The following is a 12928-nucleotide window of genomic DNA, read 5'->3' on the forward strand; positions in this document are numbered from 1 at the left end:
GCCTCCCCCCGACTACGACGTCCCCCCACAAGCCATCTACTGGTTCGACGACCACCGCTATATTTCGCTGGAGAACTACAAGGATTGCCACCACGGCACGACGTATTACAACGACCCACGACAGGGCATTCGCACACGGCTTGGGCGCTACGGCATTGAGAACTACCAGGGACGTTTGATCAACGCGGACCCTACGGGACAGATTATCGTGATTCCTTCGTCGTACACGCCGGATGGCGTGTGTCCGGACAAGGGCTGCAATATCTCGTTTGTTTACTCTACGGATGGTGGTCGTTCATTCCGCGGTTGGTACTACATGCGAAATACCCAGACGCCTTATGAAGATTCAAGAAACTACATCGTTGCGGCCACTTCGGATCGCGTCTATATCTCGGAAAAATGGCGACCGGGAGACTACAACGTTACGCAATACCCGCTGATTCCTGGAGGCGGCATGGCGCTTGAGCTGCCTTCCGGCATCCGTTACGAACACTTTCCTTCCGAAAAGCGCCCCGACTACCTAAAAGGCCTCCGCACCCCTTCAGGCCAGGAATACATTTCCTGCGACGACTCGATCCGTCCCACCAACCTTCCAAAAGTCAAATCAAAATGAGCCATCCGGTATTACTCGGTGATCCCACCTCGCACGGTGGTTGCGTGAAAACAGCTACCTCGACCTTCAATATCGACGGTCGCCGCGCGGCGCTGGTTGGAGATCTCGTTTCCTGTCCAAAGCACGGCGACAATCCCATCGTCGAGGGCGGTACAGGGTATCGGGAAAACGGCAGAAAGCTGGCGGTACATGGCTGTCGTTCGGCATGCGGCAGCGTGATGATCGCAGCGTCGTCCGGAGCAACGATCGAATGAATTTGCAATGGAACACCCGCAAAGTGGCTGAACGGCCCGAGCCGGACTTTCCACCGATCTGGCTGTTTGTCGTGTTCTTCATTGCCGTTCAGGGTGTTGGCGTCCTGATCGCCATTGCGCAATGGCCCGACGGCAAGGCCATCTCGTGGAGCCCCTTCCTGTTCCAGGCAACGTTCCTGCCTTTTCTGTTTTTTGTAGCCGTCTGCGGGGCAGTGGTGTACGCCGGCTATGAAATGCCGTGGAAGGGCGCCGTGCTATGGAACTTGATGTGCCAGTGGCGAAATTACCATTGGCTCTGCTGGACGCGCGATCACGTCGTCCTGGTGGATAGCGTCGTGATGACGCCCGAAGACGAAATCGCGGAGCGGATGCTCGGTCTGGAAGGCCGTCCCCCTGACAACGCCGGCAAGGCCGTCACGTTCGAATTCGACCTGGCATCGGGGGAAGCGCGCATCGAGCATCTTTTGAAGAATCTGCTACTCCCCCTATTGCCGGCGTTGCAGCGCATCGGGCGTACGGCGTCGATACCGATTGTGTTGCAGTCGGAGGACCAGGATGACCTGACGGTATTGCAGCGTGTGGTGGGAGCGTGGAAGCTGCCCGGCCACCCTACACTCGTGTGGCAACCGCCGGGGCAGCCCGACGCCATGGACTCGCTTTGGATAGAACAAGAGCCGATGTCGGGCGTCCGGCTATTCATTGCGTGTCAGCTCGGACGCACTGGTGCCGAGCCGCCGTGTTCCGAAATGGCAGTCGCAATGCTATTTGCCGACGCGACCGCGTTGGCCCGCAACCGGCACGGGCTCAGGCCCCAGGCTTGCCTGTATCGGCCCGTCGTGGCGGAGTCCGATGAGGTAGATAGAGGTATCGCCATGCTGCTCGGCTCTGAACCGGTCGCTGCGAACCGTATCCGGCAATTCTGGCTTACCGGCCTGAACAAGCCGTTGCGGCATGCCGTCACGGCGGCGGTCAAGGACGCGGCACTACGTGCGGACACGCAGGATATCGACCAGGCGCTCGGCAAGCCAGGACATGCAAACGGGTGGGTGGCGCAATCGCTCGCCGCGAAAATGGTGCGGCATGGACAAGGTGCGCAGCTTGTTGCAATACCGTGCAAATCAGGCGTTGCAGTGAACATCGTGGCAAACCGGCCGGAGAGCCCGGACCGTCCCGCAGAGGACGGCGTAGTACCCTTTTCTCTGATGTGGGCAACCGCCATGATTGCGATGGCAGTGTTTGTCGGGAATCCGGGTGTGGCTGACGGCGACGCCGACCGCACCGGGCTTTTGCCGTGGTGGGCGGCCGCGCTGTTTGCGTTCGCCGGCATGGCGTTGCAAGTCGCGAGCGAGTTGCTTTACTACCGCCTGTTGTCAAGGGAGTTTGACGAAGCTTGCTATCCGGCGGACGGGCTGAGGGGCTGATCGGCGGATGCCCGCGTGCTGCGAGGCGGGGCCACGCAAGGATGGCCCCGGCATCCTGGACACCGGGGCCGGCTTCAGGCAAGCGGCATAGCCCCCCCACCTTCTCAAGCCCCATCATAAAAAGCACTGCGCGGACGATCGATCCGGGGCACGGTGTTGGCGGCGTGCATGGATGCCTTGACCGTCGGCGTTACCGCCGGGGCGGGCTGGATGCCCTGTTCGGCTGCGACCTTGGCCTCGGCGGCCTGGATGTCGACGGGGTAGTTGTCGTCATTGCGGCCGGGGTGGTAGCCCGCCTTTTCCACGGCGATCAGGTCGGCCAGGACCGAAGCCCGGGTGACCGGGGCCTGGGCGGCCGGGACGCTCTGGGCGAAAGACATGGCGGGGGCCGCGACGATGGCGGCGGCGATCAGCAGTTTCTTCATCGTGTTCATGATGTGCTCCTTGTCAGCAGGGGTTGTGAACAGGATTCATCATGGACGCCAGCGCCCAATGGGCTTTTTCAGATCGCACGAAGTTGTCGGGTTGTCACGATCGGGCGCGCGCGTTGGCATTCAACGCCGGATTGTTTTTTGCCGATGCTGGCAACTGCCCTCTTCGATGTGGGCGCCTGGCCCCTGGTGCGCCATCACGTCCTGCGGGTTGCGCAACGGACACGCCTTGAGCGACAGGCAGCCGCAGCCGATGCAGCCGTCGAGCTGGTCGCGCAGCATGGTCAGTGTGCGAATGCGTGCATCGAGGTCCGCGCGCCAGGCGGCGGACAACCGGCGCCAGTCGGCCACCGTCGGCGCCTTGTTGGCGGGCAGATGTGCGAAGGCGTCGGCGATCGTCGCCAGCGGCAGGCCCATGCGCTGGGCCACGCGGATGACGGCCAGCCGGCGCAGGATGCCGCGCGGATAGCGGCGCTGGTTGCCGGCGCTGCGCGTACTGGCGATCAATCCCTTCGACTCGTAGAAATGCAGCGCCGATACCGCGATGCCGCTGCGCTCGGCCACTTCGCCGACGGTGAGCGGATCGCGTGCCCGCAGCCGCCGTTCCGCACGAACGGGGGCCGCGTCGGAGACGCTGTCGGGGGCGACGGTCTTTGGCATGGTGGTCCCTATTTTTTGAAGAAAATTCGAAAGCCCTTGCAGGGCGAGATGGTATCGCAACGGCGCTTGACCTCAAGTGCGCTTGAGGTTCGATACTGGCGCGACTCTGACTCAGGACCCTGCCATGCTGCTTGAATCGCCCCGCGCGCCGTACCTGCAATTCGTCAATCCGCCAGACCTCTACGATCCCCGGCTGAACGGCTATTCCCATGTGGCGATCGCCAACCGCCCCGCCCGGATCATCTTCGCGGCGGGCCAAGGCGGCGAGGACATGTGTGGCGGATTGCGCGCCGATTTCTCCGCGCAGGTCAATCAGGCCCTGGTCAACCTGCGCGTGGCCCTGCAGGCTGGGGGCGCCGATATCCCCGACGTGGCCAAGATCACCGTGCTGATCGTCGACCATTCGATGGAGCGGCTGGCCATCTTCAGCCGCGCCTGGCAGGCGCTGCTGGGCGACTGGCCCGCACCCGCATGCACGTTGATTCCTGTGCCGAGGCTGGCGCTGGACGGCATGCTCTTCGAAATCGAGGCGGTGGCGGTGCTGCCGGACTGAGGCGCCGGACGCCGGTCAGCGGTTGTCATACCGGCGTATGGCCGACCGGCATGCCCCTTGCAATGCCACGGGTAACCCCGGCCCATGGCCGGGCCGGATTCATTAACGCCCGGTCGGCATTGCAAAATCATGGAAATTCCACATCCGCTGACGATAATTTCCCCTCACCTTGACGATGCCGTCTTCAGTTGCGGCAGCCTGCTCGCTGCCAGCCGGCAGGCGCTGGTGATTACGGTGTTTGCCGGCCTGCCCGGGCCGGATCTGGCGGCGCCGGCCCGTGACAGTGCGGCCGGTTTTGCGTCGGCCCGGCATGCCATGGAAGCCCGGCGCCATGAAGATACCCGCGCCTTGTCCGCGCTGGGGGCAGACCCGGTCTGGCTCGACTTTCTGGAACAGCAATACGGCCAACGCTACGACGCCGTCAGTATCGCGCTGCGGCTTGGCCGCCTGCTGGCATTGCAACCGGGCGGCACGGTGGTGGCGCCGATGGGGCTACGGCATGCCGATCATATGCTGGTCAACGCCGCATGCATGCTGGTGCGCGAAGCAGCCTTTGTCGACTTGCCGGAAACCGTCCCGCATACCGAAAACGAGCCGCAGGTGCCTGCATTCCGATGGATTTTCTACGAGGAAGCCATTTACCGCCGCATGCCGGGCGCCGTGCAAAGCCGGATGGCCGGTTGGTGGCAGGAGGGCCTGCTCGCCTCTCCCGTCCACATGCCGATCAGCGTCTTCACGGCGCAGAAGGCGCGGGCCGTGCAAGCCTACGCCAGCCAGCTGGCCTTGTTCTCACCCGCCGAACTGGCCGACGTCTGCGCACCGGAACGCTACTGGTCTCTGGATGCGGCCGACGTGCACCAGTAGTGCGCGCCGGTCCGCTTGCGGCATATCGCTAGGGCCGCTTGGCCGGCGCCGTCTTTGGCGCGGAAGCGGGATAGTCGTAGGTCTGCGCCGAGGACGCCCCCTGATTGAGGGCTGGCCCACTACCGGGCTTCCGATGCCCCTCCTTGGTCAATCCCCACTCGCGTGCGCCGGGCGCCACATCGGACGCGGCGGTGCCGGGTGCGCGGTTGTCGACCTTCGGTGTCTGGGACGGGGTCTGGGCCCACGCCACGCCGCCCAGTGACAGGCAGGCGGCCACGCACAAGGCGCGGCGGGCACGGGTCGGCATCAGGTGGATATGTCGCATGGTGGCGGCTCCTGTCATCCGTTGAGGGACTACGAGCGGTTATCGACCGGCGGCGCATCCGGCTCGCGGCTGCCGGGGTCCAGCAGATCCTGGCTTTTGATGCCCGCCGGCTGGTCTTCCTGCCGTGTGGTGGCCCGCTGTCCTTCGCGCGCGCCGGGGCTTTCCTCGCTCGATGCACGACGGGTGGCCAGCGGGTCGCGCTCTTCCCTGGCATCCGGCGCATTCCGGGAATCCCGGGAATCCCGGGCGTCGGGTGCGCCCTCGCGGTCGCGGGTTACGGCGTTGTTCTCCGGCGATTCGTGCGTGCGACGTCTGTCGCGATTCCTGCGGCGGCGGGTTCCTGCATAGGCGAAAGGCATGGGGCATCTCCTTGTTCGAATGCTTTGGTGTATGGATGCTTGCAGGTGAAGTCGCCAGCGCGCGGGGCCATCCCCCCACACGCTGGCGCAATGCGTCGGCGGTCAGCTTCCCGACCTGCCCGACGTGGAGCCTGAAGTGGAGCCTGAAGGGGAGCCCGATGAGCTGCCCGATGTCGTGCCGGAGCCCGAGCCGGAGCCGGATGACGACCCTGAGCCGATGCCCGTGCCGAGGCTGCCCGAGCTGCCCGCCGCACTGGAGGGCGCGGTGCTGCCCTGGCTGCTGGGGCTGCTCATGCCTTGCGACATGCGCGACCCGCCGGACTGTCCTTCTCTGCCCCCGCTACCTTCCCTGCCCATGGCGGAATCGCGCGTGACACGAATCTGGTTGTGCACGTCCTTCACGCCGAACACTTCGTCAGCCATATCCTCGATCCGGTATTTCTGCTGACGGTCCTGTACCGTGCCGCTCAGCGTGACCACGCCGCCGCTGACGGAGACCTCGACCTCGCGGACATCCACGCGGCTGCTCATCGCCAGGCGTTCGCAAAGATCTTCGCGGATACGCTCGTCGGAACGCTGGTAGCCCTTCGGACCGGCGCGTTGCGCCCGCCGTGCCGCCGCAGAGCCACCGGCTCCGCCATAGCCACGGTTCAGATCGCTGCGTTCGTCGGCGCCGGTGAAATGTTCGTAGGCCCGTTCGTTCGGATCGTAGCCGCCGGCGCCAGTGCTACCGCCGAAGCCACGTCCGCCACGGTCGCGCATGGACCCCTGGCCCGACCCCTGCCGCTCGCGCTGCCAGTCGCCGCCAGCGCGGCGCTGCCAGGACTGGAAGCCCTGGCCGGCAGACGGGTCCTGGTCGCCATAGTCGGATACGCCGTAGCCGCCGCGATAGTGCGTGCGCATGTCGGGTTCCGACCCGGTGGGACCTTCCCAGCCGCTGCCCCAGGCGCCTCCGGCGTCACGGCCCGACTGGCGACCCTGCTGACGGCCTTCGCGCCCTTGTTCCCATCCGCCCTGGCGCTGTGCCGATCCACCGCGTGCCGGCTGATCCCAGCGGCCGCGGCCCTGCCCCCACTCGTCGCCCTGGCTGCCCTGCTGGCTCGACCATTCGCTGCCGTGCCCGGCGCCGCCCTCCTGGTGCCAGTCGCCCCAGCGTTCACGTTCATACCGCTGCGGGGCATTGCGCTCGCCGCCCTCCCGGTTGAACTCCCGGCCTGACTGCTGGCCAGACTGCGGGCCTGGCTGCTGGCGCCCGCCCTGCCGGCCTTCGCCGTACTCGCCATAGCGCCCTTCGCCATAGCCTTCCTCGAAGCGCCGGTTCTGCCCTTCATAGCCGCCGTAGCCGCTTGACGACACCGACGACGAGCCTTGCGACGACGACGTCCCGCCGCTCCAGCGGCTACCGCCGGGCTGCTGGCCGCCGCCCTGCCAGTCGTTGCCCGCGCCTTGCTGGCCCGGTTGTGACTGGCTGCGTCCCTGGCCTTGCCAGTCGCTGCCGCCCTGCTGGCGATGGGTAAGCCAGTCTCCGCCGCTGTAGGCTTCCTGCTGGCGCTGCGTGCCGCCCTGCCGACGGCGGTCGTCGCGTTCGTCCTGATCACTGCGATCGTCACGGTCAGCGCCATAGGCGCTGTAGCGGTCGTCCGAACCACTACCCCTGTTGTTTCCCTGGTTCATGAGCGTCTCCGGTGGGGTCAATACGGCCAATACGGTCAATACGGACCCTCCGACGCAAATTCCATACCGCTGGCACCGGCGCGCCCGGGCAGCCGGCCAGCCATGGCGCGGCGGGCGCCTGCCCGATGCCGGGCGCCGGTTCGATTTACATGGCCATATAAATCCTGCAAACGGGCTTCACATGCTGTAGTCAACGGCCTACACCCGATTCAGTGGCCTCCCCCTGAGCGCACCGCGGGCGGAGTCATATCGTGAAGTCACCGCCACCAATTTTCGGGAGACGATCGATGAAACGCCTGCTCACGACCACTGCACTGGCCATCAGCGCCATGCTCTGCATGCCGGCCATGGCCCAGCCCAAGAATGACCCGCCGCTCTCGCCCAACGCAACGAACCCCAGCGCCCCGCCGGCACCAGAAGGCCCGTCGACCCAGCGCGGCAGTTCGGGCAGCGGCGCGATGATGAGCGGCGACTCGACCATGCAGCAGGACAAGACCGCGCAAACCAAGTCGGCCCACAAGGCCAAGAAGAACACGGGTCAGCACGCCAAGAAGCCGCGCGAACAGGACGCTTCGCCGGTAGCCACGCCGACCGCACCTTCGGGGCCCAAGGGCGACTCGCCTGATCCGGTCCAGAAGCCTTAACCGCCCAGGTCACGCCAGCGGGCCTGTCTTTCCACGGGCCTCCCCCGTAGACCCGCTTGCGGCGCGCCGCACGTTGTTCCCCAAACCGGAGCAATGTGCGGCGCGTTTTTTGCGTGTGTCTCGCGGGTTCGATCGGACAAGCACGCCCGTATCGAATTCGGTGAATTCCGATCTGTAAAAGATTAACCACACCGGCCATGCAATTCGGCCGTCCGCCAGCGCGCTTCACCTACAGTTAAAGCATCAACCGGAGACGTACATGGATGCACTCAACACCACGCTGGCGCGGCTTAGTCGTCACGCCATGCAGTGTGCAGAGGCGTTGTCCGCCGTGGCGGCCGCGGCATCGGACCCGCAGATTCGGGCCGTATTTGCCCATCGTGCCAATATGCAACGCTGTGCGTCCGCCGAACTCGGCGCGCGTGCCGCGGCGGCCGGCGATGGCAAGGACGGCAGTGCAGAAGGCCGCGCGCGGGATCCGCAACATGTCGCGCCGCCCGCAGAATCTGGCGAATTGCCCCTGCTCCGGCATGCCGCCCAGCAGGCTGGCCGTGCCGCCGCAGCCTATGGCGAACTGCTGCGAGAGCCGCTTCCCGACCCGGAGTTGCGCCTGCTGCTGGCGCATTACTATCGCGGTGCCACGGAACTGCAGCGGCTGCTGGAACAACGGGCGATGGAGTTCGCCCCGGCGCGCTCACCGGGCGCGGGCGCGCGCCGCATGGTCCGGCCGGTGCCGTAGCAGCCGGTCCGTTGGATTCCGGTGCGGTGGCCGCCAGGGGCGCTCCCGGCCCATCGCGGTTCAAGTGGAGCGCGGGGGCACCTTGATTGCCGCCTGGCGGTGTGCGGTCAGTTCCTGTTGCGGCTGATAGGGCCGGATCACAAGCGCCACATAGTCCTCGTCATCGGGATTCACGACCAGATAGACCAGTCCGGACATCACCAGGGCCACTTCCCCCAGATGCCCCGCGATGCGCGCAGCCACGAAGTACTGCAGCAGATTGGGCTCCACGGTCGCGTCGATGGCCCGGGCGGCCGTGCAGATCGTCATCATGCACTGCTCGGCGGCCCGGCACACCACCACCACTTCGTCGATGGCATACCCGGTATGCGCGGCGCGCACCATGACCGATACGCCTTCGCTGGTGTTGGCGCGGTGCCAACCCGGTTTGGCCCGGAAATCGGGCAGCGTCAGCTTGGCGCCCGCGTCGTGGGCGACCAGGTTGAACTGTTGGGCAAAGTCGTGCGGGCTGATGGCCAGCAGCTGTTTCTCGACGGGCGTCGAAGACACGGCCACGGAGGACGCCACGCTGAGCGTGGCCAGGACGCCGGTCAGGTTCATCGTTATCTCCCTCGCACGATGCTTGCCTTGTTTCAGCAATTGCCGTTCCAGCCTCTTCACAGGCAGTGCGGCCAACTGGTTCTGCGGCGGTCCCCTGACTCAATATAGGCGCCGCGCCCGCCGCACGCGAATCCATTACCGCCGCAGCCTGCAACGCCGACATTGGCATGCAACTTGCCGCAGGTCCTGCATACCCGACCATGCAATACGACAACAGGAGTGACGATGAGCAAGACCACCCGACACGGCCGAGCGGACGCCGACAGCAAGAGCCGCAACCTGGAGGCCGCAGACCCGGAAGGCATCCCCAGCACGCTTGACCCCCGCCTGGACAGCGAAGCGACCGAAGACATCGAAAGGGAACTCGGAGACGTATCGCGCGAGCGGCATGAGCCGGACGACGACGAGCTGCCCGAGGACGAAATTTTCGACGAAGTACGACGCGCCGCCGAGGAACTGCCGGCCGACACGCCGGTGGATCGCGCCGACCAGACCGACAAGCGGATGGAGAATCCGCCCAGCGGCAGCGACTTGTAGCCATGCACGCCGACCGCCGCGCCAGCAAAAAGCCCCGGCAGTGCCGGGGCTCGCAGGCGGGTGGTCCGGATAAGCGCCGCGAATGTTCTGAATCTGTCGAGGACTATTCCGATGCCAGCGCGCCATACGGGCGCACGTGGATCTGGTTGACCACATCTGACACGCCATACGTATCGTCGACCAGATCTTCGATCTCATACTTCATGCGCCGGTTGTCCACGGTGCCGGTCAGGGTGACCACACTGCCCGCCACCGCCACCGTCACGTCGCTCACGTCCAGCGTGGGCGCGTGCGTCAGGCGCTCGCAGACTTCTTCGCGGATGCGCTCGTCGGAGCGTGTGTAGTTCTTGGGGCCGGCCGGGCGGCGGCCATAGACCTCGGGGCCCCGTCCACGCACCGCCTGGCCCATGCGCGGACGCTGCCGGAAATTGCGGCCCGATTCGACGCCGTAGTCCTCGTAGCCCGAGCCACGCTGGCTGTCTCGGCCACGTTCGTAGCCGCCTTCATAGCCGCTGCGCGTGCCGCGCCAGCGCTCGTCGCGGCCCGGCATCTGCGCGTTCGACGTCCGGGTGCCGGCGTCGTAACCGTCCTCGTAGCCGCTGCTGTAGGCGCTGACGTAGCCTGGGCTATGGGGCGAGCTTTCGTCGGGCGACTCATCGTACGTGGGCCGGCCGGGATAGTAGACGGTGGCGCCGCGTGAACGCCATCCGCCGCTTAGTTGTGCGGTGCGGCCCTGACGCCAGGCGTCGCGGTTGCGCGGATCTTCGTCCCGCAGGCGGGCGTCGCGATCTTCATAGGCGTCATACGGATTGCGTTCGCCGGCGTTGCCATAGCGGCCTGCCGACAGATCGCGGCGTCGCCAGTGACGATCGTCGCCAGGCACGTTGCCATAGCCCTCTTCATAGCCACCGTACTGCTGATCGGGCCTACGGCGACGGCCGTAGTCGTCTGATCGGTTCATTGCCATGCCTCCGTGAAGCCGGGGCGATGAACGCCCCCGATGCATGGAGACCGGCAAGTTTCGTACCGGAGCGGAGCACCATGAAAAATGGCGCCGGAAGCACCGGCGCCATGCAGTTTCTACAAGCCCTGCGCGCAGGTCTTGCTGCCTAGGACGATTTGCGCGCGCCCTGCATGGCCGCGCTATCGGCACTCTGTGGCGTCACCAGCCGCAGCCCGCTGGCGACGGCTGCCGCTGCCGCGAAAGCGGCACCCAGGCTCAGCGCCAAGGTGGGCCCGTGTGCTCCGGCGATGCCGAATGACAAGGCCACCAACGCCGCGCCGGTGGCCTGGCCCAGCAGTCGCGCGGTGGCCACCACGCCGCTGGCGCCGCCTGCGCGCTCGCGCGGCGCGCTGGCCATCAGCGCCTTCAGGTTGGGCGACTGGAAAAAGCCGAATCCGGCACCGCAGATCGCCATGCGGATGCCGATATTGAGCACGCTGGCATCGGCCGGCATCATCGCCAGCGACGCCATGCCCACCGCCATGATGGCCAGGCCGATGCCGCCGAGCAGGCCCGGCGGATAGCGGTCGGACAAGCGGCCCGCAATGGGCGCCATCACGGCCACCACGGCGGACCAGGGCGTCAGCAGGAAGCCGGTCTCCACCGGATTGCGCCCCAGCACATGTTCGAAGTAGAACGGCAGCGACACAAACGCCAGGCCCTGCGCGGCAAAAGAGCAGACGGCGGTGGCCGTCGACAACGCGAACATCGGCCGCTTGAGCAGATCCACCGGCAGCATGGGCGCCGGATGCCCGCGCTCGCGGCGTAGCAGCAGCACAAAGGCCACCACGAAGATGGCTGCGGCAGCCAGCACGTATTCCAACGGCTCGCGCTGCACGCCCTCGCCCAGCGCGAAGATCAGCGCGGCAAACGTGATGGCGTTCAGCACGGCCGCCACCGGATCGAAACCATGCTGGCTGCGCCTGGTCTGCGGCAGCGACGGCCAGGCAATGACCAGCGCCAGCAGGCCGATCGGCAGGTTGACGGCAAACAGCCATGGCCACGGGCCGATCGACAGGATCACCGAGGCCACCGTCGGTCCCACCGCAAACGACACCCCCACGACCAGCGCGTTGAGGCCCACGCCCCGCCCAAGCCGGTGAATCGGAAAGATCGCACTGATCAGCGCCGTGTTGACGCTCATGATGGCCGCGGCGCCCACGCCCTGCAGCAGCCGCGCCGCCGCCAGTGACGGCAGCGACCAGGCCATCGCACAGACCACCGACGACAAGATGAACACCACCACGCCGCCCAGGTAGATGCGTCGGTGCCCCACCACGCCGCCCAGCGCGGCAAACGGCAGCAGCGTGGCCACCATCGCCAGCTGGTAGGCGTTGATGATCCACACCGACGCGGCGGGCGTGCTGTTCAGGTCGGCCGCGATGTTCGGCAAGGCCGTGTTGGCGATGGCCGTGTCCAGCGTGGCCAGCGACACGGCAATCATGATGGCGGCCATCCCGCGCCTTTCGCGGGCGGTCATCGGGCTGTCTGCAGGAGGAACGGCCGCGGCGACGGCGGGGCCTGCGGGGGCTGCTGCGTCGCTTTCGGCGGGCGGGGTGGCGGGGTTCTGCACGATATCGGTCCGGGGGGCGAGCGGGAACGGATGGAAAGCCGCGGCACAAATGACGTGGCAATCATTGCGCCGTCAAGTATCGCAAGACGAGACGATACGACAAAACGCGCGGGCGTGCTGGCGGCGATTTCAAGCCGGGTGGGCCGCTGACGCCGTCTTGGGGGGCGAACCCAGCGGATTGGCCCTGGTTCGTCGCCGAACACGGGCCAACATCATGCAAATCCTCGGGAATGCACCGAGGTAACGTGAGGACGGATCAGTGCGGCCCGTACTTCATCTGGACATCGTCCACGCGCAGGGTGCGCATGTTGTAGAGGCAGGTGTAGCGGAACGCCATGGCCTCTTCGCTGGCGTCGGGTTCGAACGTGCCTTCGCCGCTGATCGACGTCTGGTTGGTCGTTTGCTGCGCGATGCGTTCGCGATCCGGCATCATCATCACGCTGCCCGGCTGCGGGTAGCGCGTCTTGACCGCATCGGCCACCCGTTTTTCGCAGGCATTGCCGGCGGCATCAAGCTGGGCGCGGCTGACACCGGTCTGCGGCGTGGTGATGGTGGTCGTCGGCTGTTGCGACGTGCGCGGCAGCGCGGGCGGCGGCATTGGCGCACTGGCGCAGCCCGCCAGGATCATGGCCAGGATGGCTGTCGAAAACGGGTACAAAGTCGTGAAACGTGGCATCG

General features: G+C 66.2%; 17 protein-coding genes. 8 read left to right on the forward strand and 9 right to left on the reverse strand.

Annotation, left to right across the window (positions count from 1 at the left end; all coding sequences use genetic code 11):
- The 3 genes from AC3G88_RS27805 to AC3G88_RS27815 form a co-directional block, all read left to right on the forward strand.
- A partial coding sequence (locus AC3G88_RS27805) for a T6SS immunity protein Tli3 family protein (protein WP_488894350.1) occupies nt 1-613 on the forward strand: 613 nt, incomplete at its 5' end.
- Complete coding sequence (locus AC3G88_RS27810; RefSeq protein ID WP_488772393.1) at nt 610-867, forward strand: PAAR domain-containing protein; 258 nt, start codon at nt 610-612, stop codon at nt 865-867. The genes AC3G88_RS27805 and AC3G88_RS27810, both read left to right, overlap by 4 nt.
- Nucleotides 864-2288, forward strand: coding sequence for a hypothetical protein (locus tag AC3G88_RS27815; RefSeq protein ID WP_488772394.1), 1425 nt, complete (start codon nt 864-866; stop codon nt 2286-2288). Before AC3G88_RS27810 ends, AC3G88_RS27815 begins: the two co-directional genes overlap by 4 nt.
- 104 nt (nt 2289-2392) lie before the next feature.
- Here AC3G88_RS27815 and AC3G88_RS27820 read toward each other — a convergent pair whose 3' ends face one another.
- Nucleotides 2393-2713 carry a DUF4148 domain-containing protein gene (locus AC3G88_RS27820; protein WP_488772820.1) on the reverse strand — a complete coding sequence of 107 codons (321 nt, stop codon included), beginning with the start codon at nt 2711-2713 and terminating at the stop codon, nt 2393-2395.
- 129 nt (nt 2714-2842) lie between these two features.
- On the reverse strand, nt 2843-3379 hold the full coding sequence (soxR, locus tag AC3G88_RS27825) for a redox-sensitive transcriptional activator SoxR (protein WP_488772395.1): 537 nt from the start codon (nt 3377-3379) through the stop codon (nt 2843-2845).
- Between the two features lie 124 nt (nt 3380-3503).
- On the opposite strand from soxR, the gene AC3G88_RS27830 reads away from it, so the two are divergent.
- Together AC3G88_RS27830 and AC3G88_RS27835 are read left to right on the forward strand one after the other, a co-directional pair.
- Nucleotides 3504-3932 carry a RidA family protein gene (locus AC3G88_RS27830; RefSeq protein WP_488772396.1) on the forward strand — a complete coding sequence of 143 codons (429 nt, stop codon included), beginning with the start codon at nt 3504-3506 and terminating at the stop codon, nt 3930-3932.
- Nucleotides 3933-4061: 129 nt separating this feature from the next.
- Entirely contained in the window at nt 4062-4796 is a 735-nt protein-coding gene (locus tag AC3G88_RS27835) for a PIG-L deacetylase family protein (RefSeq protein ID WP_488894351.1), read from the forward strand.
- Between the two features lie 28 nt (nt 4797-4824).
- Here AC3G88_RS27835 and AC3G88_RS27840 read toward each other — a convergent pair whose 3' ends face one another.
- From AC3G88_RS27840 to AC3G88_RS27850, 3 genes are all read right to left on the reverse strand, one after another.
- Nucleotides 4825-5121 (reverse strand): hypothetical protein, encoded by a 297-nt coding sequence (locus tag AC3G88_RS27840; RefSeq protein ID WP_488772398.1) that lies wholly within the window; start codon nt 5119-5121, stop codon nt 4825-4827.
- A 29-nt stretch (nt 5122-5150) separates the two neighbouring features.
- Nucleotides 5151-5480 carry a hypothetical protein gene (locus AC3G88_RS27845; RefSeq protein WP_488772399.1) on the reverse strand — a complete coding sequence of 110 codons (330 nt, stop codon included), beginning with the start codon at nt 5478-5480 and terminating at the stop codon, nt 5151-5153.
- 102 nt (nt 5481-5582) lie between these two features.
- Nucleotides 5583-7154, reverse strand: a complete 1572-nt coding sequence (locus AC3G88_RS27850) for a BON domain-containing protein (protein ID WP_488894352.1) — start codon at nt 7152-7154, stop codon at nt 5583-5585.
- A 287-nt stretch (nt 7155-7441) separates the two neighbouring features.
- Here AC3G88_RS27850 and AC3G88_RS27855 point away from each other — a divergent pair, with 287 nt between their 5' ends.
- The gene (locus tag AC3G88_RS27855) at nt 7442-7798 is read left to right on the forward strand and encodes a hypothetical protein (protein ID WP_488772401.1); all 357 of its coding nucleotides are present in this window, start codon (nt 7442-7444) and stop codon (nt 7796-7798) included.
- 259 nt (nt 7799-8057) lie between these two features.
- A complete protein-coding gene (locus AC3G88_RS27860) occupies nt 8058-8537 on the forward strand; it encodes a hypothetical protein (protein ID WP_488772402.1) in 480 nt (159 codons plus the stop codon).
- A gap of 60 nt (nt 8538-8597) precedes the next feature.
- Here AC3G88_RS27860 and AC3G88_RS27865 read toward each other — a convergent pair whose 3' ends face one another.
- Nucleotides 8598-9137, reverse strand: a complete 540-nt coding sequence (locus AC3G88_RS27865; RefSeq protein WP_488772403.1) for a malto-oligosyltrehalose synthase — start codon at nt 9135-9137, stop codon at nt 8598-8600.
- 225 nt (nt 9138-9362) lie between these two features.
- Here AC3G88_RS27865 and AC3G88_RS27870 point away from each other — a divergent pair, with 225 nt between their 5' ends.
- A complete protein-coding gene (locus AC3G88_RS27870) occupies nt 9363-9674 on the forward strand; it encodes a hypothetical protein (RefSeq protein WP_153949499.1) in 312 nt (103 codons plus the stop codon).
- 103 nt (nt 9675-9777) lie between these two features.
- Here the strand turns inward: AC3G88_RS27870 and AC3G88_RS27875 are convergent, their stop codons facing one another.
- From AC3G88_RS27875 to AC3G88_RS27885, 3 genes are all read right to left on the reverse strand, one after another.
- Nucleotides 9778-10635, reverse strand: coding sequence for a BON domain-containing protein (locus AC3G88_RS27875; RefSeq protein ID WP_488772404.1), 858 nt, complete (start codon nt 10633-10635; stop codon nt 9778-9780).
- 148 nt (nt 10636-10783) lie between these two features.
- The gene (locus AC3G88_RS27880; RefSeq protein ID WP_488772405.1) at nt 10784-12157 is read right to left on the reverse strand and encodes an MFS transporter; all 1374 of its coding nucleotides are present in this window, start codon (nt 12155-12157) and stop codon (nt 10784-10786) included.
- 349 nt (nt 12158-12506) lie between these two features.
- Nucleotides 12507-12926: a short-chain fatty acid transporter gene (locus AC3G88_RS27885; protein ID WP_488772406.1), complete on the reverse strand. Its 420-nt coding sequence runs from the start codon at nt 12924-12926 to the stop codon at nt 12507-12509.
- Nucleotides 12927-12928: the final 2 nt, after the last annotated feature.

The sequence above is a fragment of the Cupriavidus sp. 86D6 genome, assembly GCF_057815095.1.

What these genes read in the sequence shown, in the direction of transcription:
- AC3G88_RS27810 (WP_488772393.1), top strand. Translation starts at nt 610, where the DNA reads ATGAGCCATCCGGTATTACTCGGTGATCCCACCTCGCACGGTGGTTGC.
- AC3G88_RS27815 (WP_488772394.1), top strand. Translation starts at nt 864, where the DNA reads ATGAATTTGCAATGGAACACCCGCAAAGTGGCTGAACGGCCCGAGCCG.
- AC3G88_RS27820 (WP_488772820.1), bottom strand. Translation starts at nt 2,713, where the DNA reads ATGAAGAAACTGCTGATCGCCGCCGCCATCGTCGCGGCCCCCGCCATG.
- soxR (WP_488772395.1), bottom strand. Translation starts at nt 3,379, where the DNA reads ATGCCAAAGACCGTCGCCCCCGACAGCGTCTCCGACGCGGCCCCCGTT.
- AC3G88_RS27830 (WP_488772396.1), top strand. Translation starts at nt 3,504, where the DNA reads ATGCTGCTTGAATCGCCCCGCGCGCCGTACCTGCAATTCGTCAATCCG.
- AC3G88_RS27835 (WP_488894351.1), top strand. Translation starts at nt 4,062, where the DNA reads ATGGAAATTCCACATCCGCTGACGATAATTTCCCCTCACCTTGACGAT.
- AC3G88_RS27840 (WP_488772398.1), bottom strand. Translation starts at nt 5,121, where the DNA reads ATGCGACATATCCACCTGATGCCGACCCGTGCCCGCCGCGCCTTGTGC.
- AC3G88_RS27845 (WP_488772399.1), bottom strand. Translation starts at nt 5,480, where the DNA reads ATGCCTTTCGCCTATGCAGGAACCCGCCGCCGCAGGAATCGCGACAGA.
- AC3G88_RS27850 (WP_488894352.1), bottom strand. Translation starts at nt 7,154, where the DNA reads ATGAACCAGGGAAACAACAGGGGTAGTGGTTCGGACGACCGCTACAGC.
- AC3G88_RS27855 (WP_488772401.1), top strand. Translation starts at nt 7,442, where the DNA reads ATGAAACGCCTGCTCACGACCACTGCACTGGCCATCAGCGCCATGCTC.
- AC3G88_RS27860 (WP_488772402.1), top strand. Translation starts at nt 8,058, where the DNA reads ATGGATGCACTCAACACCACGCTGGCGCGGCTTAGTCGTCACGCCATG.
- AC3G88_RS27865 (WP_488772403.1), bottom strand. Translation starts at nt 9,137, where the DNA reads ATGAACCTGACCGGCGTCCTGGCCACGCTCAGCGTGGCGTCCTCCGTG.
- AC3G88_RS27870 (WP_153949499.1), top strand. Translation starts at nt 9,363, where the DNA reads ATGAGCAAGACCACCCGACACGGCCGAGCGGACGCCGACAGCAAGAGC.
- AC3G88_RS27875 (WP_488772404.1), bottom strand. Translation starts at nt 10,635, where the DNA reads ATGAACCGATCAGACGACTACGGCCGTCGCCGTAGGCCCGATCAGCAG.
- AC3G88_RS27880 (WP_488772405.1), bottom strand. Translation starts at nt 12,157, where the DNA reads ATGACCGCCCGCGAAAGGCGCGGGATGGCCGCCATCATGATTGCCGTG.
- AC3G88_RS27885 (WP_488772406.1), bottom strand. Translation starts at nt 12,926, where the DNA reads ATGCCACGTTTCACGACTTTGTACCCGTTTTCGACAGCCATCCTGGCC.